27 protein-coding genes and 1 tRNA gene are annotated in these 25,523 nt (G+C 38.8%); 5 read left to right on the top strand and 23 right to left on the bottom strand.

Going from position 1 to position 25,523, the window contains the following annotated elements; translation table 11 throughout:
• Window positions 1–28 precede the first annotated feature (28 nt).
• Complete coding sequence (locus JI65_RS07215) at window positions 29–1,684, top strand: ABC transporter permease subunit (protein ID WP_191014705.1); 1,656 nt, start codon at window positions 29–31, stop codon at window positions 1,682–1,684.
• Between the two features lie 112 nt (window positions 1,685–1,796).
• Here the strand turns inward: JI65_RS07215 and JI65_RS07210 are convergent.
• The 21 genes from JI65_RS07210 to JI65_RS07110 all read right to left on the bottom strand — a co-directional run bounded on the left by JI65_RS07210 (window position 1,797) and on the right by JI65_RS07110 (window position 19,701).
• A tRNA-Phe gene (locus tag JI65_RS07210) sits at window positions 1,797–1,869 on the bottom strand.
• A gap of 84 nt (window positions 1,870–1,953) precedes the next feature.
• Window positions 1,954–2,436: a hypothetical protein gene (locus JI65_RS07205; protein WP_191014704.1), complete on the bottom strand. Its 483-nt coding sequence runs from the start codon at window positions 2,434–2,436 to the stop codon at window positions 1,954–1,956.
• Window positions 2,396–2,644: a hypothetical protein gene (locus JI65_RS07200; RefSeq protein WP_191014703.1), complete on the bottom strand. Its 249-nt coding sequence runs from the start codon at window positions 2,642–2,644 to the stop codon at window positions 2,396–2,398. Before JI65_RS07200 ends, JI65_RS07205 begins: the two co-directional genes overlap by 41 nt.
• Window positions 2,645–2,661: 17 nt before the next feature.
• Window positions 2,662–2,991, bottom strand: a complete 330-nt coding sequence (locus JI65_RS07195) for a hypothetical protein (protein ID WP_191014702.1) — start codon at window positions 2,989–2,991, stop codon at window positions 2,662–2,664.
• On the bottom strand, window positions 2,972–4,852 hold the full coding sequence (locus tag JI65_RS07190) for a FapA family protein (RefSeq protein WP_340138430.1): 1,881 nt from the start codon (window positions 4,850–4,852) through the stop codon (window positions 2,972–2,974). Before JI65_RS07190 ends, JI65_RS07195 begins: the two co-directional genes overlap by 20 nt.
• A gap of 93 nt (window positions 4,853–4,945) precedes the next feature.
• The gene (gene whiG, locus JI65_RS07185; RefSeq protein WP_191014700.1) at window positions 4,946–5,743 is read right to left on the bottom strand and encodes an RNA polymerase sigma factor WhiG; all 798 of its coding nucleotides are present in this window, start codon (window positions 5,741–5,743) and stop codon (window positions 4,946–4,948) included.
• A 15-nt stretch (window positions 5,744–5,758) separates the two neighbouring features.
• Window positions 5,759–6,541 carry a hypothetical protein gene (locus tag JI65_RS07180; RefSeq protein ID WP_191014699.1) on the bottom strand — a complete coding sequence of 261 codons (783 nt, stop codon included), beginning with the start codon at window positions 6,539–6,541 and terminating at the stop codon, window positions 5,759–5,761.
• A 201-nt stretch (window positions 6,542–6,742) separates the two neighbouring features.
• Window positions 6,743–7,588: a MinD/ParA family protein gene (locus tag JI65_RS07175; RefSeq protein ID WP_191014698.1), complete on the bottom strand. Its 846-nt coding sequence runs from the start codon at window positions 7,586–7,588 to the stop codon at window positions 6,743–6,745.
• Window positions 7,589–7,592: 4 nt separating this feature from the next.
• The gene (locus JI65_RS07170; protein WP_191014697.1) at window positions 7,593–8,825 is read right to left on the bottom strand and encodes a GTPase; all 1,233 of its coding nucleotides are present in this window, start codon (window positions 8,823–8,825) and stop codon (window positions 7,593–7,595) included.
• Window positions 8,818–10,929: a flagellar biosynthesis protein FlhA gene (locus JI65_RS07165; RefSeq protein ID WP_191014696.1), complete on the bottom strand. Its 2,112-nt coding sequence runs from the start codon at window positions 10,927–10,929 to the stop codon at window positions 8,818–8,820. Before JI65_RS07165 ends, JI65_RS07170 begins: the two co-directional genes overlap by 8 nt.
• Window positions 10,930–10,948: 19 nt before the next feature.
• A complete protein-coding gene (gene flhB / locus JI65_RS07160; protein WP_191014695.1) occupies window positions 10,949–12,046 on the bottom strand; it encodes a flagellar biosynthesis protein FlhB in 1,098 nt (365 codons plus the stop codon).
• Window positions 12,043–12,855, bottom strand: a complete 813-nt coding sequence (gene fliR / locus JI65_RS07155) for a flagellar biosynthetic protein FliR (RefSeq protein WP_191014694.1) — start codon at window positions 12,853–12,855, stop codon at window positions 12,043–12,045. The genes flhB and fliR overlap by 4 nt, the downstream gene beginning before the upstream one ends.
• A 19-nt stretch (window positions 12,856–12,874) precedes the next feature.
• Window positions 12,875–13,144, bottom strand: a complete 270-nt coding sequence (fliQ, locus tag JI65_RS07150; RefSeq protein ID WP_191014693.1) for a flagellar biosynthesis protein FliQ — start codon at window positions 13,142–13,144, stop codon at window positions 12,875–12,877.
• A gap of 36 nt (window positions 13,145–13,180) precedes the next feature.
• The gene (fliP, locus tag JI65_RS07145) at window positions 13,181–14,032 is read right to left on the bottom strand and encodes a flagellar type III secretion system pore protein FliP (protein ID WP_191014692.1); all 852 of its coding nucleotides are present in this window, start codon (window positions 14,030–14,032) and stop codon (window positions 13,181–13,183) included.
• A gap of 2 nt (window positions 14,033–14,034) precedes the next feature.
• Entirely contained in the window at window positions 14,035–14,550 is a 516-nt protein-coding gene (gene fliO, locus JI65_RS07140) for a flagellar biosynthetic protein FliO (RefSeq protein WP_191014691.1), read from the bottom strand.
• Between the two features lie 354 nt (window positions 14,551–14,904).
• Window positions 14,905–16,071: a flagellar motor switch protein FliN gene (gene fliN / locus JI65_RS07135; protein WP_191014690.1), complete on the bottom strand. Its 1,167-nt coding sequence runs from the start codon at window positions 16,069–16,071 to the stop codon at window positions 14,905–14,907.
• Window positions 16,064–17,098 carry a flagellar motor switch protein FliM gene (gene fliM, locus JI65_RS07130; RefSeq protein WP_191014689.1) on the bottom strand — a complete coding sequence of 345 codons (1,035 nt, stop codon included), beginning with the start codon at window positions 17,096–17,098 and terminating at the stop codon, window positions 16,064–16,066. The genes fliN and fliM overlap by 8 nt, the downstream gene beginning before the upstream one ends.
• 133 nt (window positions 17,099–17,231) lie before the next feature.
• A complete protein-coding gene (locus JI65_RS07125) occupies window positions 17,232–17,786 on the bottom strand; it encodes a flagellar basal body-associated FliL family protein (protein WP_191014688.1) in 555 nt (184 codons plus the stop codon).
• A 57-nt stretch (window positions 17,787–17,843) separates the two neighbouring features.
• On the bottom strand, window positions 17,844–18,584 hold the full coding sequence (gene motB / locus JI65_RS07120; RefSeq protein WP_191014687.1) for a flagellar motor protein MotB: 741 nt from the start codon (window positions 18,582–18,584) through the stop codon (window positions 17,844–17,846).
• A gap of 6 nt (window positions 18,585–18,590) precedes the next feature.
• Window positions 18,591–19,373, bottom strand: coding sequence for a motility protein A (locus JI65_RS07115; protein WP_191014686.1), 783 nt, complete (start codon window positions 19,371–19,373; stop codon window positions 18,591–18,593).
• Between the two features lie 130 nt (window positions 19,374–19,503).
• Window positions 19,504–19,701 (bottom strand): flagellar FlbD family protein, encoded by a 198-nt coding sequence (locus JI65_RS07110; RefSeq protein WP_191014685.1) that lies wholly within the window; start codon window positions 19,699–19,701, stop codon window positions 19,504–19,506.
• A gap of 198 nt (window positions 19,702–19,899) precedes the next feature.
• Between JI65_RS07110 and JI65_RS07105 the strand changes: the two genes are divergently transcribed.
• Window positions 19,900–20,619 (top strand): response regulator transcription factor, encoded by a 720-nt coding sequence (locus tag JI65_RS07105; protein ID WP_191014684.1) that lies wholly within the window; start codon window positions 19,900–19,902, stop codon window positions 20,617–20,619.
• Between the two features lie 17 nt (window positions 20,620–20,636).
• Complete coding sequence (locus tag JI65_RS07100) at window positions 20,637–22,013, top strand: HAMP domain-containing sensor histidine kinase (protein WP_191014683.1); 1,377 nt, start codon at window positions 20,637–20,639, stop codon at window positions 22,011–22,013.
• On the opposite strand, the gene hemW is transcribed toward JI65_RS07100, so the two are convergent.
• Complete coding sequence (hemW, locus tag JI65_RS07095; RefSeq protein ID WP_191014682.1) at window positions 22,006–23,220, bottom strand: radical SAM family heme chaperone HemW; 1,215 nt, start codon at window positions 23,218–23,220, stop codon at window positions 22,006–22,008. The two genes, JI65_RS07100 and hemW, sit on opposite strands and share 8 nt — an antisense overlap.
• A gap of 15 nt (window positions 23,221–23,235) precedes the next feature.
• Complete coding sequence (lepB, locus tag JI65_RS07090; protein WP_191014681.1) at window positions 23,236–23,934, bottom strand: signal peptidase I; 699 nt, start codon at window positions 23,932–23,934, stop codon at window positions 23,236–23,238.
• A gap of 142 nt (window positions 23,935–24,076) precedes the next feature.
• Between lepB and smpB the strand changes: the two genes are divergently transcribed.
• Together smpB and JI65_RS07080 are read left to right on the top strand one after the other, a co-directional pair.
• The gene (gene smpB, locus JI65_RS07085; protein WP_191014680.1) at window positions 24,077–24,541 is read left to right on the top strand and encodes an SsrA-binding protein SmpB; all 465 of its coding nucleotides are present in this window, start codon (window positions 24,077–24,079) and stop codon (window positions 24,539–24,541) included.
• Window positions 24,542–24,614: 73 nt separating this feature from the next.
• On the top strand, window positions 24,615–25,514 hold the full coding sequence (locus JI65_RS07080) for a TP0183 family DNA metabolism protein (protein WP_191014679.1): 900 nt from the start codon (window positions 24,615–24,617) through the stop codon (window positions 25,512–25,514).
• The last annotated feature ends 9 nt before the right edge of the window (window positions 25,515–25,523 follow it).

Here is a 25,523-nt window from a genome sequence, read left to right as displayed (position 1 = left end):
ACAAATGTCCCATAAAATGGAGGAATTTATGGCAGAAAACAAGAAACTAGAATCTCTGTACGATGACGAGAAATTGCAGGGATATTTAAATAACCTGCGAGAGATTCGAGAATTAGGTGTAAATAAGGTTATAGATTTGCACCAAGCGATAACCGCAACAAAACGCAATCCGATGATTGAAACTTCTGAGAAAGAACGCTTAATCGCAGATTACAAAGAGCAAATTAAAACAGCACAAGAAATCGCAAGAAAAAATGCAACAGAAGATAAAAGACTTACAAAAGAAGGCTTAGCATACGCAAATCAAATCTCAAAAGATTATATTGCAAATGTAGATAAAATAGAAAACGAGAAAATTGCAAATTTCAAAGCCGAATATGCAAAAAAAGTAGAAGAGATAAAAGCTACTGGTCAGGAACGAATCAATAAAGCGACGACACCAGCAGATAAGCAAACTGCTCAATACGAATTAAAATCAGCCCTTTTCGACGCAAAAAATCAGACGCAAACACTTATTGAGCGTTGTAAAGATGCGAAGAAACAAGCATTTACAGACCATGTACAGATTAACAGAACATTGCGCAATGAAAAGAGTAATTTTGTTGAGGATTTTCAGTTAGGTTGCAAAAATTATGTCAACAACTTCAAATTCTCTAAATTTCTCCTTGATAACGGATTGTATCTTGCTATCCTCGTATTCTTCATTGTTTGTATCATCATCGCACCTTTAATCAATGCAGGAAACCTCCTTACATTGCCAAATATCTTTACGATTCTTGAGCAGTCATCAACTCGTATGTTCTACGCACTCGGTGTAGCAGGATTGATTTTGCTCGCAGGTACAGATTTGAGCGTTGGCCGCATGGTTGCAATGGGTTCTGTAATCACAGGTCTAATTCTTCATCCAGGTACGAACATCGTAAAATTCTTCAATATGGGTCCTTGGAATTTTACAGCAATGCCAATGGGCGCACGTTTGGCTTTGGCACTTTTCCTTTCAGTTTTCTTCTGTACATTCTTCTGTGCATTTGCAGGCGTTTTTACAGCAAAATTGAAGATGCACCCGTTCATTTCAACACTAGCTTCACAGCTCATTATTTACGGACTTCTCTTCTTTGGAACAACAGGAACACCTGTAGGTTCTATTGACTCTGGCGTAAAGGATATGATTGGAGGCCGTTGGGTATTAGGAGTTATAAACGGAGAACTCATAACATTCCCTAAGCTCATTATTCCTGCAATCATCGCGATTATTGTTGCATGGTTCATTTGGAATAAAACAATTTTCGGAAAAAACATGTATGCAGTCGGTGGCAACGCAGAAGCTGCAAGCGTAAGTGGTATCAGCGTTTTCTGGGTAACAATGGGCGTATTTATTATGGCAGGTATTTTCTACGGTTGCGGAGCATTCTTGGAAGCATTCCGAGCAAACGCAAGTGCTGGTACAGGTCAGGGATACGAAATGGATGCTATCGCAGCATGTGTCGTAGGTGGCATTTCATTCAATGGTGGTATCGGTAAAATTGGTGGTGCGGCAATCGGTGTAATCATCTTCACTAGCCTTACATATTGTCTCACATTCCTTCACATTGATACAAACTTACAGTTCGTATTCAAAGGTCTTATCATCATTGCTGCTGTTGCATTGGATAGACGTAAAATACTTGAAACGAAAGTAAGATAAAAACTCTTAACAAAAAGGCCGGACTTATACAAGTCTGGCCTTTTTTTATGTCTATCTCCAAATTTTATTTTAAGCAAAAATAAAAAAAGCCAAGGTTTAACACCTTGGCTTTTGCCACCGGTTGGAATCGGACCAACGACACATGGATTTTCAGTCCATTGCTCTACCAACTGAGCTACAGCGGCGAAGTGATTAATACTATATCGGACTCATAAAAAAAAAGTCAATAGAAAAAAAGACAATTTTATCAACTTTTTCAGAATTTTTATCTAAAAATTCATATCTATTACAAACTGAACTTCAGTTGTAGACGTCCCCAATATCATAGCAATCTCTTCAACAGAATTTCCTTTTTGGTACAAATCCTTTACGGAATCAGCGAAAGATTTTTTAGGAACAATCGGTTTTTCAGCATAACGAACTCTAGGCCCCCCCAATATACTTCCATCAGTGCTATTAACAACTGATTGGGAAGTTTTTGACTCTACAGAAAAAGTGGTTCCTGTCGGCGAAGAAATAATATTAGGCCTATTAAGATTTTTCCTACCACCATCATATGGCGATGTTCTTGCAGCAGCTAAAGCATCTCCTGCTTGTTCATAGGTCCTAAAAGCCTTTTCCTCAAAACCGTTCTCCCCCATCGCAAAATTATTAGGCCGACCAGAAACCAAACGCTGTTCAAAAGCAGCAGCCTGTTGCTGACGCTCAAGTTCATTTTTTTGCAACCGACAAATGCCGGTCAGCTTCAGCAATTACAGCCTTCAGCTCCTTTATTTTATCTTCCATCAACATTAAATCTCGATCAGTATTTCGATTTACATCCGCAAGCATCTTAGTCAATTCTGCCCGCGTAGAAGAAATAATGTCATCTGTAGAAAAAAGCCGCTTAAATTTTACAATGAGCACAACCCAAAGGGAAATATTGACTATAAAAATTGTTACAATAAAAAAAGCAACCATAATAAAACCATTGATAATCAGCTTGTAATATCAATATGCTGACCTAAATAGGACTCCCTATATTCATCCTGTTTAGGCTTCTCTTCTCCCTCATTATTCTTACCATTCTTTTTTCGAGGATTTTGATAGCTATTTTTAGGATTAGTATTAGTATCTACGGATAAAGTTTTTGCCTCATTATCAGCTGCTTTTTTTACAACAGTCGATTTCTCCAAATTTTGCTGAATAACTTTCGCTTCCTCAAGCTGCTGAGTCAATTGCGCCCCTTGCTGTTGATGAGCAACAGTTTTAGCGACATTATTCATCTGAGAATACATTGTTTGCAAATCAATTGGAGCTATAGCCATCTGGACCTTTTACATCATCCATTGAAGGCTGTTCATACTTACCACGACGAACAAATCCTTCTTCATAATAAAAAGTTACGCTCTTTGTATCAGAACGCACTTCCTCTTTTTCATCACGGACATAAATTTTTACGCCCGCATAAACTGTTCCTGATGCATAGACTTTGCCAACGTTTTTAAGTTCACGCAAATGAGCCTGAATTTTTGTAATTTCTTCATTGTATTCAATACTCTTTTCCGTCAACTCATTTTTCTGCTGAATCAAGTGCTCAAGATTTGCTTCTTTTTCTTTTGGCAGTGATTTACGAATTTTCTTCATATTTTCAAGAGTTGCAATATTAAGTTCCAAATCATCAAGCAGCTTAACATTGTTACCTTGCATCTCTTGCAATTCTTCAAGCCGATGTTTAGCCTTAGGATCAAAACCGACTGCGAGTACAGTTTCAGTACCACCACCATCCGAACCGATATTCTTGGCAGCAATTGTTTCCGTAGCAAACAAATGCCCACCAGTAATCTGCGCACGCTTACCTTGAAGAATAATTTTTTTCTGGGCAGAAACATTACTGTTCATAATAGAATCTGTTACAATAATATTTTCACCAGCGTTTACAGTTGTATTCTGAATAAATTTAGCCCAAAGAGTTCCACCACAAGTAATTTCACCCTCATCACGGCCAATAACACCCTGAGAAACAATAATATCACCATCAGATTCAAGTTTACTTTTTCCAACGGTACCACTAACTTCAATATTTCCGCTAGCTTTAATATTAAATCCGTCTTCAACATTTCCTTTTACAATTACTGTACCAAGGAAAGTTACATTTCCAGTCTTAATATTAATACCATCGTATTCAATGATAGGCTCAACTGTGATTTTATCATTTACGAGCAAAACCTGACCGTTCATAGCAGCAAGAATCGTGCAACCGTCTTTATCAACTTTTACGTTTTTACCCAACGGCAAACTGATATCCTTTCCGTTTTTTGCTTCCAAATAACGACCAAAGAGAGTTTTTCCAGCTTTTCCACGTTCTGCAAGAATTTTTTGCGCGAGAGGTTGCCCTTCAACAACGTTTTGAATTAAGTTAAGTTCCTTAAAATCAACCTGACCGTTAGCAGCTTCCTTTGCCCGAATCTTTGAAAGATCTGTCTCAAAATTATAAGCAATGTAAGCATCTCGGCCATCAACAGGTTGATTTGCCTCAGCAACAACAACAGGCGCATTATAAATTGGAGAATCTACTAACGCCTGAATTTTCTCATTTGAGATTCCTGCAACAACCCCCTGAGACTTCAAAGCTGCCTTAATCTGCTCAGGTGTAATATCAGCACCACCAGCAGATGGCGGAGTTATAGTCGCAGTAGCATTCATTTCATCTTTTGCAATATCAACAACGAAAATCGCATCAGCAGAAGGTATATGCGTATATCTGCCAATAATCTCGTATTCACCATTCGTTCCAGAAATAATGAGTTTTTTAATCAACTCTTCATCAAAACTTGAAGTATCAGGACGTTTCAAATCATTGAGGACATTTCCAAGAGAAACTGGCGAACCTTCACCAATAGGAAGCACAACTTTCAATGCGATATCCGAATCAAAATGACGAATATAATAAACACCATCTTTTGATACAGGTTTATCATCAACCATATTTTCTTCGTCGCCAAACATATCCCCGCCCTTTTTCTTGACGGATTTTATAATAGTATCAGGGTTCTGATAAACTTTTAAAGTCCAAGGCCGTTTGGCAAGCCCCATAATTCCTTCAAACCCCTTTTCAACCACTTCATATTCAAGATTAGAAACTTTTGTATCAAACTGAACAGCAGCATCCGAAAGAGCCTCATCCAATGTATCAGCACAAACTTCAACACATCGGATTTCACTATCAGTCTTTAAGAGTTCGGACATATCTTTTCGAATAGATTCTAATGTTACCATAGCCTAAAAAATACCCTTTCTAAAATTCGTCAATTTAGCGCGCAAATGCAAGTTAGCATTTGAATGAAGTTGAGAAATTCTCGATTCAGAAACAGCTAAAACCTGTCCAATTTCTTTAAAAGTCAAATCTTCATGATAATACAAGACAATAACCATTTTCTCCTTTTCAGGGAGCTCATTTATCGCCTGCATTATAACTTTTTTTATTTCCTCCTTCTCGACCTGAACATCTGGATTAAGGCTTGAAGGAGACTCTATACTATCACCAATGGAAACATGATCACTGTCATCACCAGAATACCAAACATCATTCAATGACAGGACGCTAGTTCCGCTAATTTTCATAACCGTATGCTGATACTCTTCCTCAGTAAGATTCATCTCCTTTGCAATTTCAGCATCTGTAGCAGGACGTGCCAATTTTGCCTCAAGCTCACTGATTGTATCTTCAATTTCACGTGATTTTTGACGAACAGAACGAGGAACCCAATCCAACTGCCGCATCTCATCAAAAATTGCACCGCGGATTCGAGTAACTGCGTAAGTCTTAAATTTTACCTTCTTATTTAAATCATACTTATTGATAGCATCCAAAAGACCAAATTGCCCAAAACCTACCAAATCATCAAATTCCATGCTAGCAGGAAGCCCTACAGAAACCTTTCCTGCCACATATTTTACAAGAGGCATATATTTACGAATTATTTTATCACGCAGGACAGGGGATTTCGATTTTTCGAAATCCTTCCAAAGTGCATCTTCAATTTCATCGTTAATAATTTGCGACTTAGCAATATCCATCTATCACACCTTTTTTTAATTGTCGTTTGCTAATATGGTACGAATGGCTTGTGCCATCAACTCAGAATTCTGCTCTTTTCCACTAGATGAAGAGGAAGTAGAAGACGGAGAAAATGAAGCATCCGAAATTACATCAGAAGTCGATTTGACCGCACCAGGAGAAAAATCACCGATATCCGGCAAATCATCTAACGAGTCAGAAGCACTACCAGTGGCAACTCTCGCATTTCCATTATTTGTATTACTTGCGACGGTTGCAGCTTCAGCCACACCGCCATTTTCTGACTTTGACAAATCCGTCACGCTCATCGGAGTAAAACCTGACGAGTCATGTATTTGAGATGGATTTTGAACAGGCTCAGAAACAGGAACATCAGAAATCGATTCAGAAACATCAGTAACAACTTTCGGGGTTTCTAATTTTTTAGGCTTATTACGAGCATCAACAGCTTCTGAAGTTAGGTCTTCGGCGCCAAGCCCCGGTCTATTATTCTCAACATAAAACTTCGGAGCCTGCTCTTCATCAGGCAAATTATCATCATCAACTGTTATATTTACAACACTACCAACAGACGGTGTTTTCATATCACCGCCAACATTGCCTGTATACGAGTCACCTATAGTCAAAAATTTATTATAAACTATTTGGATTCCCAAGGATAACAAAGCAAAAACGATTGCAAAAATCAAAGCGATTAAGAGCGGATGTAAAAAACCGTTACCAGAAAGCAAGCCTATAATAAAAGAGACAAAAAACCCGACTCCGGCAAAGATGCAAATGTATTTCGGGTTTATCATTTTTTAACTCCTCCCTATTAACAGATTAAGGCAAAAAAAACATTCGGTCAAGTTTTTTGTATTATATAGAAAACTTCTAATTTTTTTGTTTTTTTGAAGCAACCTTAAAAAGTTAATACGTTAAATCGTGTTCCTTTAAGGACTTACAAGATTCTGGCATTTTTTTACAACAACATTTCAAGCGAAAGATATACCCGAATCTTATTTTTTTCGTAAAAATTTCTTTAAAAAATTTGAAACTCCCTCTGTACTACCAGAGTCAGTTTTCTCAATCCGCCCAACAATATGCTTTACACACTGAGCAGGTTTTGATGTCGGATTTACAATCATAAAAGGTTTTTGACGTATAACCGAGGCCTGAACCACAGGATCATCATAAACAAATCCGATATATTCAACCTTATAATTCAAGAATTGAGCAACGATATTAATAATTCGTTCAGAAATTCGCTTTCCCTCGTCAGCAGAGTGAACACGATTAACAAGCAACTTGATATTAGTCTCACGATCAACAAGCTCGGTCGTGATAATTTTTATAATTCCGTATGCATCAGTAATTGCCGTTGGCTCAGGAGTCGTAACAACACAAACTTCATCAGCTGCAGCAACAAATTGAAGAACGTTGTTCGCAATGCCCGCACCTGTATCAATAAGAATAATATCAGCATTTCCTAACAAAGCAAATTGCTTTGCAAAATAGTCAAGTTCATCTTTTGAAAGGTTTGCAATTTTAGAAAATCCATTGGCACCAGCAATAAATTTTATACCAAACTCAGTATCCGTAACAATCTCTTGCATAGATTTTTGCTTATTTATAACTTGCATGAGATTCCACTGAGGAACAACATTGAGCAATACATTGACATTTGCCATTCCCAAATCGCCATCAATAAGAATAACTTTTTTTCCCTGCTGGGCATAGGCAATAGCCATATTTACGGCAAGATTTGTTTTACCTACACCACCTTTACCACTTGTTATCGCGATAATTCTAGTTTTATGACTACCAGACATCATCTCTCGAAGTTCTTGAGCTTGATCATCCATATTATTATTCCTCCGGGAAAGTATCTTCTATATGCACTCGATCAATTTTAAAGTCATACAGATGAGTTAGAAATTTAACCACTGATGCTCGTTCGATGTTAGTCGGAACCTTCTGACCATCAGTTATGTAAGAAATCGGCTTATTTTGCTCCGACAAAACACTTAAAACATTACCGTAAACGCTAGTCTCGTCCCATTTTGTCAAAATCACAGATTCAAAATTGAACGTAGCGTAATTCTGCATCGTTGCAAGTATATCATTAGCCTTTCTTGTCGCATCAACTGCAAGATAAACATCAGGATGCAACCCTGGAATATCAAGAATTGCCCGCATTTTAGCAATATTCTCAAAATCCTTAGGACTGAATCCAGGAGTATCGATAAACAATACATCCAAATTATCTTTGTAAGTATCAAAAATCTGTTTTACATCTTTCGCATCTTTAGCTTTATCAACAGGAAGCCCCATAATATCACCGAATCGACGCAACTGCTCCTCAGCGGCCACACGAGTATTATCTATCGTAATCATGCGAACTTGCAATTTTTCCTCATTTTTCATGGCTTCTTTTACGATTTTTCCGGCCATTTTTGCAATCGTAGTAGTCTTACCAACGCCAGTCGTTCCAACAAGAACAATAACATGAGGCAGTTTTCTCCGAACCTGCGGGAAAATTTTTATAGACTCTCCAATCCAGTCTACCACCTTTTGTTCGACCAAATCAAAATTCTCAAGTTCCTCATAAGCAAACTCATTCCGCATTCTGCTCGTTATATTATTTATGAATGACAAAGAAAATTCATTTTGGCGCAAAAGCGTCTCAATTTTCTGAATCGAAGGATGCTTATCTGTAGCAGAAGTTGCAGCCTCAATTGCTTCAAGTTTTGAACTAAGCGTTTTCTTCAAATCATCAATCTGCTTATTCAAACTTGCAATCTGAGATGTGCTAGAGACAGACATCGCAACTTTCTTTAAGATTTCTTCTTTATTTTTTTCGAACGACTCATCCGAAGTCATTGGTTTTGGATTTACAACGTAAGAAACCTCATAGTATTCTTTCTGCATAAATCCCAAAAAACCGCCTTTCAAAATCGGGCGACGACTAAGTATATCGTAACTATTGCCGTATTTTTCAAAAAGCTGATTTCTACAATCTTCCTCCGACTTTCCAATGAGAGTTCTGATTCCATTTTGATTTCGAGGCATTGGGATTGGGTTCACACTATCGCTATACATTTATTTCTCCCAATATTTCAAGATTAATATTATGACCTGCCGCCATAACTTCGTTTATAGAAATAACAGCCGTACCAGGCATTTCTCTGTCAATAGAAGAATGAACTAGATACCTAACTTCCGAAGCACACAGAATAATAGGAAGGTAATTTCGCTCCCTAACAGCTGCAATTGAAGAACTCACGGCATCAATCCAGCGCCTGCCGTCAACAGGATCAAAGGCAACGAAAGGCTGCCCTCCGTCGTTAGGATTTACGCTATGCTGCAAGATTTTTTCGGAAGCAGACTGGGACAACTGAATGACACTGAGTTTTTTATCAGCATCAACATATTGCAGACAAATTTGGAGACCAAGAGCCTCTCGAACTTTTTCGATAAGAACCCAAGGGTTATGAGGATACATTCCATAATTTGCAAGAGTCTCAAGAATCGTAACAATATTTCGAATCGAAACTTGCTCTTTAAGCAATCCCTGAAGAACTTTCTCGATTTCACCATAAGTGTATTTGTAAGTCGTAAGCACTTCATCAACAACAACAGGATTAGTTTCCTTAATCTTATTGATGATAGCCGAAACTTCCTGACGACCAAGAATTTCCGCAGCATGTGATTTTATAATTTCAGTTAAATGAGTTGCAATAATCGTCGGAGGATCAACAACCGCATAACCTGCACGCTCAGCATCGCCACGATGGTCTTCGCTAACCCAAATTGCAGGAACTCCGAAAGCAGGATCGAAAGTCTGTTCGCCATTCAATTCCTCCGTTACGCTACCTGTATTCATACACATGTAGTAACCTGGCTTAATTTTACTTCGACCAGCCTCGATTCCACGAATTTTGAAACAATATTCATTAGGATCAAGCGTCATATTATCAATAATTCGGATTTTTGGAACAACCAAGCCCAAATCAAGAGCTTCCTCACGACGGATTCGCGAAACCCGTTCAAGAAGTTCAGCACCCTTTTCTTTATCAACAAGAGGTATAAGAGCATAACCAAGCTCAAGAGAAAGAGCATCAAGCGGAACAACAGGACTTACATCATCAGGATTAGCGCCTGTCTGATTTTTATTTTTCTCAGCCTGCTCTAAAGCAAGTTTTTCTTTGAAAGAATTTTCCTGCTTCTGCAACATTTTATACCCAAAATAAAGGCTGAACGCACCGATTCCAATCAGGAGCGCAACAAGCCCTATAGAACCGTGGAAGAGAATACTCATCAAAACAAGAACACCACCAGCAATCATGTAAACATAACCACTGATCGTAAACTGTTTTTTAATCTGCTCGCCAAGAACTTCAGTCGAATTACTTCCAGTAACAAGAACACCAGTCGCAAAAGAAAGCAATAAAGACGGCAACTGACTCAAAAGACCGTCTCCAATCGTCAATTTTGTGTACGTTTCAAACGCAGCCCCAGGATCCATATCATGCCGAAGAATAGCAATAATCATGCCTGCAACAAGATTTATTATCGTAATAAAAATTCCAGCCTTAACGTTTCCGCTTACAAATTTTGAAGAACCGTCCATTGCTGAATAAAAATCGCTTTCGCGCTGAATTGCAGCTTTTTTTTCGCGGGCCTCTTCATCAGTTATCGCGCCAGAATTAACTTCAGCATCAACAGCAAACATCTTAGGATTCATAGAATCCAATGCGAATCTGGCTGCAACCTCAGAAACACGCGTAGCTCCTTTTGTGATTACGATAACTTGAATGATAATCAGGATTACGAAGATTACCATACCGATTATGGTATCGCTTCCAGCAACAATGCTGGCAAAACTTTTTATCATGTCACCAGAAAAACTGTCAAAACCGACGTATCCGTTTCCAAGAATGAATCTGGTGGAACAAACGTTCAGTGCCAAACCAAATATCGTTCCAAAAAGAATTACACGAGGGAATGAAGAAAAATCAGAGGCTTTCGGGGTGTACAAAACCAAAAGAAGAACAATAAGGGAAAAAGCCACATTGCATATCATCAAAACATCCAATATCTTACCAGATACTGGAACAAGCAACATCAACACGACAGCAATAGCAAGAACTGCCACTGCATGATTCTGAACATTCTTTAAAACATTACCAAAACGGTTAGCCATTCAATTCCACCCAAACCAGCTACTTTTTCTTATTTAGATAATCTATTTGTGTATAAATCGTGACAATAGCACTAATATATTCACTAGGTATTATATCACCCACTTCGGTTTCTGCATAGAGTGCACGAGCCAAAGGTTTATTTTCTATAATTGGGACATCGTTTTCGCGAGCAATCGCTTTAATTCTTTGCGCAATCGCATCCGCACCTTTAGCCATAATCTGAGGGGCATCAGCAAGTTTTGGGTCATACAAAAGCGCAACTGCAAAATGCGTAGGGTTTGCAATAACAACATCACTTTTTGCTACCTGCTTAGGTATATTCCGCTGCAAAAGCTGCCTCTGAGCCTGCTCAAGATGAGACTTCACCTCAGGATCACCTTCCATCTCTTTATATTCCTGCTTCACTTCCTGTTTCGTCATTTTCATACTTTCAATAAACTGCTTTTTCTGAACGAAATAATCCGGAATCGAAATTATCAAAAACAACACCGCACTGGAAACAAGAATCAGAGCCGCCGTGCTTGCGATTTTTCCAACAGCATTTAAAACGTCAGCGGCATTTATAAATTGAAGAATTATAGGCAAATTTGAATAAATGATGATAAAAGCGATTACTCCGACAAAAAAAACTTTTACGAGCGATTTTATGATATTAAAAACACCTTCAAAAGAAAAAATTGTCTTTTTCAAGTATTGACCAAACTTCGGAATAATTTTTGAAAACTGAGGTTCAATCGGCTTTGTCGTAAAAAGAAAACCACGGTTCTGGGCAATATTCGAAACTACGCCTGCAAGAATTCCAACGCCAGCAATCGGAAGAACAAGCTTGGCAAGAAGCATAAGGAAGATTCCAAAAAATCTTTTTTGAAACAAATCGTTCTCAGTACACCGCGTAAAAAAGAAAACCATAACGTCGGCAAGCGTCCTAAAAATCTGCGGCGCAAGAATAACAAGAGTTACGACTGTAAACAAAAGAACAACCGCCGCACAAAGTTCCTGACTTTTTGCCAACCGGCCTTCATCACGGGCTTTTTTTAATTTATAATCACTAGGCTCTTCGGTACGCCCTTCATCCTCGGCAGCGAACCACTGCAAGTCAATCTGTTCAAAACTCATACGCCCCCCTTCGCAAGGGCAATTTTCCCTAAAATAATTTCGAGAGCCTTAAAACCGTTTGCAAACGAATGTATAAAAAACTCGCACAACTGAGGCATAATGGCAGTAATAACAAAGAAAGTCGTAAGAATCATTATCGGGAATCCTTCCGACATCAAATTCATTTGCGGAGCTGCCTTTGAAAGAATTCCCATCGCAACAGAAATTAAAAGGAGAGTTCCCATAATAGGAAGAGCAATTACAAACGCACTTGCAAAAAGTTTTGTCAATCCAGAAAGCAAGAACTTTACAATCATTTCTTGATTCTGAATGAACGAAATCGCGTTAAGAGAATCAAATCCTGCAACAAGTGCCTTTGTGAACAAGATTTGTGCCCAATGATTCTGCAAAAAAATCAACATCGCAATCAAATTGAAATACTGCCCCATAAGAGGATTCTCAACCTGACTCAACGCATCATAAACCTCAGATGCAGAAAATCCCATCTGAAAAGCAAAAAACTGACCAGCTGTACTGAACGCACCAAAAATAATCGACACATAAAATCCAAATAGCACACCAATAAGACCTTCCCCAATCAAAAGAAGAATATACTCAACAGTAAAAGAGCCATCGGAACTCACATACTTCATGTATGCAGAAAAATCAACATGCGGAAAGATAATAAATGCCATGTAACCAGCCAGCGCAACCTTTGCAATTCTAGGAACAGTCCTAATCGAAAAGAATGGAAGCGTCATAATCATGGCAAAACATCTTACTGCAACGAGAAAATAAATTGGCGCATTACCTACAATCTGATTTATCACAAAGAAAATCCACTAAACGTTATTGAGCAAGACTTGGAATCATATTAAAAAGATTCACCGCATAATCCCTCATAACGGCAAACATCCAGTTTCCAAGCAAAGCAATCGCAGCAAGAATCACGAGCATTTTTGGTAAAAAAGTAAGAGTCTGCTCCTGAATCGAAGTTGTCGCCTGAAAAATAGCGACGATAAGACCAATAATCAGCGCAGCACCCAAAATTGGCGCACAAAGAATAAAAACATGCCAAACGCCGTCACGCATCAAGCCTACAATCTGACCAATATCCATTTTTAATCTCCTTTTTTTACAGCAATATTTTGATTTCTAGTGAACCACAGAACTGAACAACTGTGTCGTAAGAAGTCCCCAGCCATCAACAAGAACAAAAAGCATAAGCTTGAACGGCATAGAGATTTGGACAGGCGGAAGCATCATCATACCCATACTCATCAAAATGCTGGCAACAACCATATCGATTACAATGAACGGAATATAAAGAAACACGCCTATTTTAAATGCAACCGTAAGTTCATGCAAAATGTATGCAGGAATAACTACATACATCGGAACATCATCGAGAGTATTCGGTCGGGGCAACTTAGCCATATTCATAAAAGTCGCAATATAACTTTTGTCACCAGCCATCTGCTTGTACATGAACACCTTAAGCGGGGCCTCGGCCTTAGTGTAAGCCTGCTCAATAGAAATCTGCCCGTCGGAAAGCGGTTTTATAGAATTTGAATACACATTCTGAAACACTGGCCACATAACAAAAATCGTCATAAAGAGTGCGATTCCGTTCAGTACCGCTGTCGGCGGAACTTGCTGCAATGAAAGAGCTCTTTTTATAAAATCAAGTACGATTGAAAAACGCAAGAAACAAGTCGTCAAAATCAAAATACTTGGAGCAAGCGTAAGAACGGTCAACAAAAGCAAAAGCTGAACCGAAAACGCCATTTGATTTCCAGTTTGCGGTTGCGTAATGCTTATATCAATGTTTGGAATCGAAGGTGAGCGAACGTTCCCTTTATCCATCTCGGTCGTCCCCTGAGTTGAACCAGACGGAAAATTTGAACTTTGAGAAGTCGCCGGCAAAAGACATGCCACAGAAATAAAAGCTATAAAAAAAATCTTCGGAAAAACTTTTAGAATGAAATCATTGAATATTTTTTTCATAACTACTCCCCATTTTCACCGTTAAAACGTTCACGCTGTCTTTTTAAAATGTCGGCTGCATTTCGTGAGCTAGAACCGTACACGTCCCCGGAACGAGGACCATGCGGCATGAAAATATCAAGCACATCTGCAAAAGTTCGCGGTTTTTTCTCATTATTATTTTTATCCGCATATAAGTTCATTGAATCAACCAATTCCTTGTCATCAATTTCACCAATCAAATTGATTGAATTATCAGAAACACCGATTAAATATGCATGATTCAACACAGTAACAATTTGAACAGATTTTCCTGGGCTCAAAGTGATTTTTGAAACTTGCCGCAAAAACGGGTCATCCGTATCAGAATGTTTTATCGAACGTTTTACAAAATAAGAAAAAGCGTATATTAAACCAATCACAACCAAAAGAACAAAAACCAGTCCTACCAACGCTTTTACAGTAGACCAATCTTTACCAGTAGATTTTTTTTGAGCGTCAAAACTGTCTGCCATTGAAAAATCAGCTGGAGACTCCATTTTGTTTTGGGAATCATCCGTTAGTTCTGTCTGATTTTCAGAATTTTGATTTTCTGTCTGCTGATTTCCCTGCGCAAACACAGGAAAAGAAAAAAATATGAATAATAAAATAGAAGTTTTAAATAACTTTTTTAACATCATTCCACCCAATAATTCTTGATACTAAGATAATATCAATTAAAAAAGTTTTATCAAACTGATTTTTGCAAAGTTTTTAAACTTTTATTAAAAATCTACCGTTTTTACAAAAAAAAGCCACTCCTCCAAACGGACGAATGGCTTTTGAATGATTTTTAGTGCACAAGCATTATTATCCCCTCAAAAAATGCAAGCCAACCTAAAAATCAACTAGGATTAGTGAAGTTCGTTTACACGCTCCATTGGAGAAAGGATTTCAGTTACACGAACACCGAAGTTTTCATCAATAACTACAACCTCTCCCTTTGCAATAGGCTTATGATTTACAAGAATATCCACTGGCTCACCGGCAAGCTTATCAAGCTCGATGATAGTACCTTCGCCCATTCCAAGGATTTCCTTAATCTGCTTCTTAGTACGTCCGAGCTCTACGGTCATCTCCATGTATACGTCCATGATAAGACCGATATTCTCTTGCTCCGAAGCTGTCGGGCCTCCCTGAAGATTTGGATACTGGACATTCTGAACATTAGGAATATTCATTCCCATACCCATTCCCATCTGTCCCATAGGCATTCCGCCCATAGGCATACCACCCATCATCTGTGGGTTCATAGGTTGTTGCATACCACCCATTGCCATACCACCCATGTTATTCATTTGAGGCTGCCCACCAGCAAGATTTGCCATAGCCGCCATATCGTTAGCATTCAAAGCACCAGTACCACTTGCAGCAGCAGGCTGAACACCACCACCGAGAGCAGTAGCCATTCCGTTCGCAACATCAGAAGAAACAGCCTCCCACAAAGTGTAAGCAGTTCCATCAAGTGTGAATGGATAAGTAAACAAAGCAAATGATCCCTGAGGAATTCTTACCATCGCCTTAGGCACATGCTGAGCCTCAGCAGGATTTGTAGTAAGACCAGGCAATTTTCCGCCGGAACTTAAATCAGTAACTTCCGAGCCAGAAAGCGTATTAATAAGCTCACCAACAACAGAAAGAGACATATCGTCCAATTCTGCATTTTCTTCCTTATTAACAAGACTTGCAACTTTCTGAGCAAATTCAGGAGAAAGAAGGAAGATATGCTCGCCATTCAAGCCAGCAGTAAAGTCAGCAGCAGCACAAACAACCATCTCCGGAAGTTTTGCCAACAACTGATCTCTTTCAGAAACTTCAACAGTAGGGGCACCAGCTTCAAAAGTTGCTCCAGTCATCGTGTTGATGTTAGCTGTTAATTTATCTTTTAGCCCGCCTGAAAATTTCTCAAGGGTAGCTGTATCTATAGAAACGCCGGAAGAACCGCCAGAAGAAAGTCCTCCCATGTCAACTCCTGACAACAAAGCGTCAATTTCGTCTTGTGATATTGTGCCATCACTCATAAGATTCATCTCCTTCTACGGACAACTCTTCAAAATTGTCTGCTTCACTCTGTTCTATTTTGCCAATAACCTGCACCGCCATCTTTTTTCCGACAATACCTGGCTGACAATAAAATTTCTTTTTATTCCCAACACTAAGAGTTAACGGATCACCTACCCTAGTATTTGAGAGTCTAACAATATCACCAGCCCGCAAAGAAAGAACATCACGGATTGGAATATCAATTGTTCCAATTTCAGCAACAACGTCCATATCCACATCAGAAAGTTTTTCTTTCAACGTTCCAAGATACTGCGTTGTAGAACTTCTTCGAACAGAACTGAACCAGAACTGTGAAGAAAGCTTTGAGATAATCGGCTCAATCGTAAGGTAAGGAATACAGAAGTTAAGCATTCCCTCTTCCTCACCAACCTTTGTCTCCAAAGTTACGAGGACAACCATCTCGGTTGGAGGTACAATCTGTGCAAACTGAGGATTAGTCTCAATCTGACCAAGACGAGGACGCAAGTCAATTACCTGAGTCCAAGCTTCGCGCATATTCGCCAAGATTCGAACGATGATGCCTTCCATTACGGATTGCTCAATATCAGTCAAATCACGGCTGACTTTAGCACCGGCACCCGTACCACCAAACAATCGGTCAATAATACTAAAAGTAATTGCAGGGTCAATTTCCAGAACCGCATTACCCTTCAATGGATCCATGTTGATTACAGCGAGAGTTGTAGGTGTCGGAATCGATCGTATGAATTCCTCATAAGTCAACTGATCAACAGATGCAACATGTACATGAACAAGAGAACGCAGCTGGGCAGAAAGACTTGTTGTAGTAAGACGGGCAAAAGTCTCATGCATGATCTGAACCGTTCGAATTTGTTCCTTTGAGAACTTATCCGGACGTTTAAAGTCATAGATTTTTATCTTTCGCGAGTCATTAACTGGTTTAAATTCATCGACCTCGGAATCACCGGCGTTCATCGCCTGCATCAACTGGTCAATTTCATCCTGTGACAGAACCTCGTTCATGTCTCTTAATCCACCTTTTTTTCCAAATAAACGCTTATTAAATAAACGTTAATTAAATAAACCGTATGCCCAAAAACAAGATTCTGTCTTCGGGCATTACGAAAATCGTTTTGCCTCAATTACACCAAATTAACTAGAATTTGATTACATCAAGTTTCAAGAAACGAACGTCTTTTATTTTTGAACTGCTAAGAATATTATCGTTAATCGAATTTCGAATTTCAATCTTCAATTTATCCTCGTTACGAGGCGTAAGTTCATCAGCAGTCTTCTCTGTAAAGTATCGGCGCAAAAAATCCTTCAACTCAACATTTCGCTGCGTAATTTCAGTTGATGTTGCTTTATCATCTTTTTTGTATCCGAAAACAACTTCAACTGTTACAGTTGCAGGATTGGCTTCATCAGTTTTTGTCTGAATTGCTCCCAATGAAGTATACCAATCGAGAACCTCACGACTTACAGTATATTCTTCGCTTAAAATCTGCTGTCCCTGATTGCCACTTTTATTATTATTCATAATCAATGTCGTAACAACTACGACTGTAACAATAAGGATAACCGCACCAATTCCAAGAGCAATCCATTTTAAGAGACCTGCAATTGCCAATCCCTTTCCACCCTTAGAACCATTCGCCGCTGCATCTGCACCAGCGTCATCTCCCATCAAATCCTCATCTTCAGCAGCCATGCTTTTTCTCCTTATCAGTTTTTTTTACCAACGTCATCAAGCTATAAGTAAGGACAATTAAAAATGTCCCTCATCGAGAATAACAATATCTACTCGACGGTTATAAGCCTGACCTTCCTTTGTTTTGTTAGAAAACATCGGTCGTGTATCCGCATATCCGGCAATTGAGAAAGAATTTTCATCAACCCCAAAATCCGCAAGATAATGAAGAACATTTGCTGCACGAGTCGCAGACAACTCCCAATTTGATGGAAAAACATCGCCTGAAACAGGTGTACTGTCGGTATGTCCCTCTATTCTAAATCTTCGGTTTTTTAGCTCGGAATCTTGAAAAAAATTCGACAATTTAACGAGAATATCTCTAGTTTCATCAATATTCAAATCCGCACTTCCCTCGTTGAACAAGAGTTCAGATGCAAGAGAAATAACAAGTCCACGCTCGTCACTTGAAATCGTGATTTTTGCAGAATTGATTTCTGGCGCAAAGAGACTTACAGCCTTCTTTTTTACCTGTCCAAGAGAACGTCCCTTATCAACAGAAGGCATACTCGTTACATTATTTCCTAAATCAGCAAGACGACCAACAGCCATAGACTGGCCACCGCTAGTTGTCGGTGACTCAATTGATTCCGCTTGAATTGAAATTGAGGCTTGAATCTGTGACAAAGCCGCCGTGTCAACCTCATTAGGGTCATAAAGCATTACGAAGAAGCAGAGCATCAAAGTAATCATATCACCATAAGTACCTTGCCAGGCGGTTGACGGTTTATCCGGCTCTTTTTTTTCTTTTTTTGCCATTATTTATTAATCCTTCAAAACATCTGCTTCAATAACTTTACGAGTTACAGGGTCAATGTATGTAAGGAGCTTCATAGCAAGGATTCGTGGGTTATCACCAGCCTGAATCGAGAGAACACCTTCGATACACATTTCCTGCACAGCCATTTCCTGCGAGTTCTGTCCCAAAAGTTTCTGAGCAACAGGTCCTACGAGCCAGTTGGCCAACATAGAACCATACAATGTAGTAATCAACGCGACCGCCATGTTAGGACCGAGGGAACTTTTATCTTCCAAGTTGTTCAACATACCAATCAAACCTACTACAGTACCCATCATACCAAAACCAGGACCGAAACCTGCCCACTGGTTGACGATATTTATCATCTTCATGTGACGAGCCTCACACTGACTCATCTCGTTTTCCATAATCGTTCGAATTACATTTCCGTCAGTACCGTCGACAACCATTCGAAGGCCTTCCTTCATAAACTTGTTGTCCAGGTCATCAAGCCCCTCTTCCAAAGCAAGGATACCTTCTCGACGAGCTTTTTCACTTAAGTTAACCATATTCTGAATAAGAGTTTTTTCACCGTATTCGAATGTCTTGAAGATTCTTCCGTAAACCTTAAAGAAGTTTAACATGTCACCCAAAGGCGCAACGATAAACAAAGCAAAAATAGAACCACCAATAGTCATCGCAGCAGACGGAATATCGATAATTCCACCCAACGTACCACCAGATGTCATTACCGACATGACGATCATTGCCGCACCACCGACATAACCGATTATTGACGCTATATCCATTTAACAAACTCCTTTTTCAGAATATTTTTATTTTTACTGTTCCAATAATATAAAATTTAAATGACAAAACGCAAGTATAATCTTACTGTATTTATCCGACTTTCAATAATTCGGCTATAAATCAGAAAAATTACAGTTCCTGCTTTGAAATTCCAATTTTTTTTCTGTAAGATATGATTTTTTCTATTACATCATCGGAAGAATCCTTGATAACAACTTTCCTTCCAGACAGCAAAGATATAGTAAGATCAGGAGTTTCCTCCATGCTTTCAATCATGTGCGGATTAATCCAATACTTTTTTCCATCCAGCCTTGTAACTGAAATCATTCTTATATTTTCCTCTCTATTCGTTATCTAGTCAATAACTAAGTTTTCTCCCCATTTTGAAATAGAATTTTCAGTTTCCTTTTCAAAATGTAAAATCCTCTTTATCTTATCGGCTCAATTTTCATAACTTTTTATTAGATTTATAAAAATTTATTGCGTTTTTTATAATCCTTCTATAGCTTTAAATAGAGGTTTTTTATGAGTGCAAAAATTTTAGTTATCGAAGACGTACCGGAGATGTCCGAGTTAGTCTCAATGTACCTTCAAAAAGATGGAAAAGAAATCGTAAAAACAGGAAGCGCAGAGGAAGCCTTGGAAACTCTTGCGGACGGAACTCCAGACTTAGTTATTCTGGACTTAAATCTTCCTGGAATGAGCGGTTTTGAATTCCTCAAAAAATTCAGAAACGAATATTCACAGACTGTACCAGTAATTATAGTTTCGGCACGAGATGCTGATGAGGACATTATAATGGGTCTCGGAAACGGTGCCGACGAATTCGTTACGAAGCCATTCTCTCCAAGAGTTCTCGTTGCTAAAGTAAATGCAAACTTACGACGAAATTCCGAGATTTCGGCTGCAGCAGAAGATTTTATAGCATTCGGTCCGTACAAACTCTTGCTGAACAGTTGCGTTTTAAAAAAAGAATCTGAAAAAATCCCGCTTTCAACAAAAGAATACAAAGTTCTTGAGTACGTAGTAAAACACGCGGGCGAAACTCTAAGCCCTGAAAAAATTTACAGTGAAATCTGGAATTCAAAATTTGGTGATATAACAGCTGTTGCAGTATACGTTCAGCGACTCAGAAAAAAGCTTGAAGAAGACCCGTCTAATCCAAAATACATCAAAACGGAATTTGGAATGGGCTACAAATTTGAAAAAGACTTAATCAAAGAATCTAAAAGCAAACAATCATAAATCTCAGAGGGAATGGCATGAAAATCAGGACTCAATTCAAACTTTTTTTATTGGGAGTTATAGCAGTTCCGATTTTCTGCCTTCTCTCAATTTTAATCGTTCACTACATGACAGCGCCCAATCGCTATATTATAAAAGGCTACAAACAAGCACGCGCCATTTCAAAGCTACCGATTTCGGAACGCGACACAAAGATACTCGATGATGTCATGCATTTTTTTCCTCCGCACGCGCAGTTTATCCTTGTGGAAAATCACACAAACATCATTTTTTCAAACATCCCGGAATTCCGTGACGTAAAACATATTGAAGAATCTGAGTTATTTGATTACATGAAGGAGACCGGAAAAGATTACTTCTATCAATACGTATCCCCTTCTTTGGAAGATACGGACAAATCGATTTCCGTAATAACTCGCGTGCGACGAGAACAAGACCACGAAAAAAAAGATCCGTTCGAGAAAATGATTTATTACGTAGTCATTTTTATGGTGGCGTTCGAGGCCTTCTGTATAACAATCATCATTCATATGTCAATGACCATTTCAAGATCCATAGTGCTTCTCGAAGAAAACACAAAAAGGATTGCGAACGGCGAAGTTGACCTTGAAATTGATCAGGAACAAGATTCCAAGACGAACAACGAAATAACCATGCTCGCAGAAAATTTTAACAAAATGCGACTAACAATCAAGGAAAACTCCGTAAGACGCTCTAAGTTCATTATGGGAATAAGCCACGATCTCAGAACTCCAGTAGCTGTAATCAAAGGTTATACGGAAGCCATGGCAGACGGACTTTGCAGCGATCCGGAAGAATTTAAAAAGACACTAAATATTATCAGTTCCAAAACAGAGCAGCTTGAATCAATGATTGACACGCTCATTAGTTTTGTAAAACTGAACCAAACAGAATGGCAGCAAAACTTAAAATGCCAGGAATTAAAACCGATTCTTGACGAATTTGCGCAGACTTCGATTTCTACGGGCGGACTTTTTAAGCGGCAAGTTTTTGCAGAAATAAATCTTCCTGCAAGCATAAAAATACCGCTGGATAAAGTTCTGGTAAACCGAGTACTTGAAAATCTTTTTACGAACGCGGTCCGTTACTCAAAAGAAAACGACACGATTCGCATAAAAGCAAATCAAGAAAATGATGAAATAAAGATAATTGTTGAAGATACTGGAATCGGCATTGCCAAAAAGGACATTGAAAAGATTTTTGACCTTTTTTACAGGGCAACGGCTTCACGCCAGGAAGAAGGAATGGGAATCGGGCTTTCCGTCGTAAAAACAATAATCACGAATCACGGCTGGAAGATTGACGTGAAATCCCAAGAAGGAGTCGGTTCAGCTTTTATAATCACGATTCCGCTCAAAAAAGAAATTAAATAAGCTCTTCGAGGAATCTGTTCAAAAGCAGAATTCCTCGTCGGTTCAGAGAATACAAAGTATCCGAAGCATTTTTTTTGACAGTGGCAAGCCGATTTTTTTTCCATTCGGCAAAAACACCGCCAGAAACGCCGAGACGGTCTTCAAGTTTCATTTTAAAACGGCTCTTAAAATCTTGAGACGAAACTCCATCAAGCATCCGAAAACCCATCATTAAAAATTCAAATTCCAGCGTCTTAAAATCCAATTTTTCAACGGAACGAAGTTTTTCTGCATCTAGAGACTTTTCTTCCATGGCAGAAACGTTTTTAGAGCCAATCCAAAAATCGATATATTTTTTTAAGGACAACGTATTGGTCCAGCGCAAAGACAATTTTCCGGAATAATCACCGTACCAACTTCCTGTAGCCCCCGCACCACAACCGATATAATTTTTTAGTTTCCAATAAGTCGTATTGTGACGGCTCTCGTGTCCAGGTTTTGCAAAATTCGAAATCTCATAATTTCTAAAACCCTTTTTTTCGAGCAAAGTTCTGCCAATGAGCCACATTTTATCAGCTTTTTCGTAGGAAAACTTTATCTTTGAATTTTCAACGGCATGTCCCAACGGAGTATTTTCTTCGATTGTCAGAGTATACAAAGAAATATGGTCGATAAGTTCATATAAAAATATTTTTTCAAACTGATTTTTAAAAGACGAATAAGTGTGATTCGGTAAACCTGCAATAAAATCAACGGAAAGCCGGCCATTCCACATTTCCGAAAGTAAATCAAGGGCTCTGAGAGCGGTCTTTGAATCACAAATTCTATGAACCGCAGAAAGAGCCTTGTCATCTAGAGCCTGAATTCCTAAAGAAAGTCGATTAACACCGACGCTCATGCAGGAATCTATAAAACTCTCGCAAACGCTTTCGGGATTCATCTCAACGGTAATCTCGCAGTCAGAATCAAAAGGCGCAATGTTCTTTATGCCCAAAATCAGCATTTCGAGCTGACGGGGCGACATAAGACTCGGCGTGCCGCCCCCAACATAAACAGTCTTCCAACAATCAACTTTATAAAAATTCGCATAGAAGCGGGTTTCAGCAAGAACAGCCGAAATATAATCATCTGCAATTCCTTCTTTTTGTGAAATGCTGTAAAAATCACAATAATCACATTTTTTTTTGCAAAACGGAATATGAATATAAAGCGAAACTGAATTCTGCATAAAACAAACTTTTTGCTAGAACATCTTTATTTTACTGAACGGAAAATAAAGCATAACGACTTTTCCACGGATAGAAGACTGATTTACGACGCCCCAAAGTCTTGAATCCGAACTTTCCATGCGATTGTCTCCGAGAACATAATATTCATTTTCGCCAAGGACAATTTTATCCGTGTTAGCTTTTGCGCCAAGTTCCGTGTCCCATCCAGCAGGCGGAGCTGAAATCGAAACATTATACTTTGCCCCCGGAAACTCAAATTCCGAAAGAAAATGCTCCTGATTACGCGGTTTTATGTAAACCACATAGCGGTCAAGATAAATCGTGTCGCCAGGCATTCCGACTACGCGACGGATAACAGGATTCACGCCCGTTCGTGGACTTTCTTCAAAAGGATACCAATGCTGTGCCGTAATGAACATGAACAACGCGTTTATCACTTTTTTTGGAAGCGATTTTTTCTGAGGCTCATGCGTCTGAATCAAAACCACGTCACCGCGGTCAGGAGTTCGTAAAAACGGAATCACAAATTCAGAACTTCCGGCAGGAATATCCGGCGCCATTGAATTCGACTTATTTTTTACTGGTGAAACAACAAAGTTGACAAAAAGCGAAACCGCCACAAAACACGCTAGAACGACTGAAATAATCAGAATAATTCTGTGGTAAAGCTCCACTCTCATTTTATATGAAATCGCGTAAATATTATTATCCATAATTGAAATAGAATAACAGACAAAACCGTAAAAGTCTATGGCTAATAAATTGCATGCCAGGGATTCAGCATTACAAACTTATCGCGAACTGCACTAAATTACTTGCCTTGTCAGTATCAGCTTTTCTGCGTATACTTTAAGCATGTCTGAAAATGTAAAAATAATCGCACAAAATAAAAAGGCTAGATTTAATTATTTTGTCGAAGATAAAATTGAATGCGGCATCGAACTTCAGGGAACAGAGGTTAAATCTGTTAAGGGTGGAAATGTGTCCTTTGCCGATTCTTTTGCCGAAATTCAAAATGGAGAAGTTTGGATGAGGAATTTTCATATTTCTGAATATGCATTTTCTTCGTTTTTTAACCATAATCCTGACAGAAAAAAAAGACTTCTCCTTCATAAAGATGAAATCAAACGATTGCAGCGAAAAGTTGAAGAAAAAGGATACACGCTGATTCCGCTGGATTTCTACCTTAAAAAAGGACGCGTAAAAATAACGTTGGGCGTGTGTAAAGGTAAAAAACTGTTCGATAAGCGCGATACAATAAAACAGCGAGACTTGGACAGAGAAATGTCACGCGACTTCCGACATGGTTTACAGTCTTAAAAAAAGCTGATAACTTTTCAAAACATCATTTTTAACCTTTTGATGTTTCGGGAGTTTTCTAACAGGAATGATTATGACCAGACTTTTTGGAGCAGGATTCAAATTCAAATTGCTCAGTCTGACATCCTTGATTCTCATTATGGCGGCCAGTGTTTTTGCAACCCCGATAAAAGTGGACTATTATGGCGTTGTTTCACAGTCATCGGATGCAAACATGCTCAAAATGGCCCAGGATATTTTTTATTCCCAGCTAAAATCCATCGACAACATAACCGTAAATGACAAGCGGCCAGACATTTCAAAAGCCTTGACACAGGCACCAGCAATAAACGGAGACTCAAAAAACCTTATAGCCTTTTATGCGGAGATTGACGAAGGCCGCTCAGAAGAAACCGGGCTTACAGTATGGAATTGCAAATTCAACGCGGTGAACACAGCCGACGGAATAACGCACTCAAAAAATGAAACTTATGATTCATATTATAAAATTCTTTCGAGCGCAAAAAATGACATTGAAGATATTTTGAAAAATTTGCATGACAGCGAAAATGAAATTGAAAATACTGTTCAAGCTTCGGCACCGGCTTCAGGTCGAGACATAGAATCTCTTGCAGGAACTTGGAGCGGAGAGCCTTACACCGACAAAATAATCATTCTCAGAGGCGGAAAAGGTTTCGTAATTTTTAAGAATGGCGCAACAATGAACATTCTTGTAAACGTAAAGTCTTCTTCAAAAGACGGTTATATGGACGTTGAAATAAAACAGATTGGAAAATCAAATGCATCATATTTTCCGGAGCTTCCAAGAGAAACTGCGTTGCAAAGCGCATCAAAGGCAAAACCTATCGTTTGGTCGTTCAAACTTGTTTCGCACGACAGGCTTGAAGGCACAAAGACAACCATGATTCCGTCAGCATCAAATGATTCTGGCGTTGAACAAGGCGTAAGAAATTCTGTGTGGACAAAAAAATAGACAAATTAT

It is taken from the genome of Treponema zioleckii (assembly GCF_014737315.1).
In the GTDB taxonomy this organism is placed as follows: Bacteria; Spirochaetota; Spirochaetia; order Treponematales; family Treponemataceae; genus Treponema_D; species Treponema_D zioleckii.
This window is presented reverse-complemented; position numbering and strand designations above follow the sequence as displayed.

Bases quoted from the DNA above. Each gene is read 5' to 3' on its own strand.
- JI65_RS07215 (WP_191014705.1), top strand. From the start codon at position 29: ATGGCAGAAAACAAGAAACTAGAATCTCTGTACGATGACGAGAAATTG.
- JI65_RS07200 (WP_191014703.1), bottom strand. From the start codon at position 2,644: ATGGTTGCTTTTTTTATTGTAACAATTTTTATAGTCAATATTTCCCTT.
- JI65_RS07195 (WP_191014702.1), bottom strand. From the start codon at position 2,991: ATGGCTATAGCTCCAATTGATTTGCAAACAATGTATTCTCAGATGAAT.
- whiG (WP_191014700.1), bottom strand. From the start codon at position 5,743: ATGGATATTGCTAAGTCGCAAATTATTAACGATGAAATTGAAGATGCA.
- JI65_RS07180 (WP_191014699.1), bottom strand. From the start codon at position 6,541: ATGATAAACCCGAAATACATTTGCATCTTTGCCGGAGTCGGGTTTTTT.
- JI65_RS07175 (WP_191014698.1), bottom strand. From the start codon at position 7,588: ATGGATGATCAAGCTCAAGAACTTCGAGAGATGATGTCTGGTAGTCAT.
- JI65_RS07170 (WP_191014697.1), bottom strand. From the start codon at position 8,825: ATGTATAGCGATAGTGTGAACCCAATCCCAATGCCTCGAAATCAAAAT.
- JI65_RS07165 (WP_191014696.1), bottom strand. From the start codon at position 10,929: ATGGCTAACCGTTTTGGTAATGTTTTAAAGAATGTTCAGAATCATGCA.
- flhB (WP_191014695.1), bottom strand. From the start codon at position 12,046: ATGAGTTTTGAACAGATTGACTTGCAGTGGTTCGCTGCCGAGGATGAA.
- fliQ (WP_191014693.1), bottom strand. From the start codon at position 13,144: ATGGATATTGGTCAGATTGTAGGCTTGATGCGTGACGGCGTTTGGCAT.
- fliP (WP_191014692.1), bottom strand. From the start codon at position 14,032: ATGAAAAAAATATTCAATGATTTCATTCTAAAAGTTTTTCCGAAGATT.
- fliO (WP_191014691.1), bottom strand. From the start codon at position 14,550: ATGGAGTCTCCAGCTGATTTTTCAATGGCAGACAGTTTTGACGCTCAA.
- fliN (WP_191014690.1), bottom strand. From the start codon at position 16,071: ATGAGTGATGGCACAATATCACAAGACGAAATTGACGCTTTGTTGTCA.
- fliM (WP_191014689.1), bottom strand. From the start codon at position 17,098: ATGAACGAGGTTCTGTCACAGGATGAAATTGACCAGTTGATGCAGGCG.
- JI65_RS07125 (WP_191014688.1), bottom strand. From the start codon at position 17,786: ATGGCTGCTGAAGATGAGGATTTGATGGGAGATGACGCTGGTGCAGAT.
- motB (WP_191014687.1), bottom strand. From the start codon at position 18,584: ATGGCAAAAAAAGAAAAAAAAGAGCCGGATAAACCGTCAACCGCCTGG.
- JI65_RS07115 (WP_191014686.1), bottom strand. From the start codon at position 19,373: ATGGATATAGCGTCAATAATCGGTTATGTCGGTGGTGCGGCAATGATC.
- JI65_RS07110 (WP_191014685.1), bottom strand. From the start codon at position 19,701: ATGATTTCAGTTACAAGGCTGGATGGAAAAAAGTATTGGATTAATCCG.
- JI65_RS07105 (WP_191014684.1), top strand. From the start codon at position 19,900: ATGAGTGCAAAAATTTTAGTTATCGAAGACGTACCGGAGATGTCCGAG.
- JI65_RS07100 (WP_191014683.1), top strand. From the start codon at position 20,637: ATGAAAATCAGGACTCAATTCAAACTTTTTTTATTGGGAGTTATAGCA.
- hemW (WP_191014682.1), bottom strand. From the start codon at position 23,220: ATGCAGAATTCAGTTTCGCTTTATATTCATATTCCGTTTTGCAAAAAA.
- lepB (WP_191014681.1), bottom strand. From the start codon at position 23,934: ATGGATAATAATATTTACGCGATTTCATATAAAATGAGAGTGGAGCTT.
- smpB (WP_191014680.1), top strand. From the start codon at position 24,077: ATGTCTGAAAATGTAAAAATAATCGCACAAAATAAAAAGGCTAGATTT.
- JI65_RS07080 (WP_191014679.1), top strand. From the start codon at position 24,615: ATGACCAGACTTTTTGGAGCAGGATTCAAATTCAAATTGCTCAGTCTG.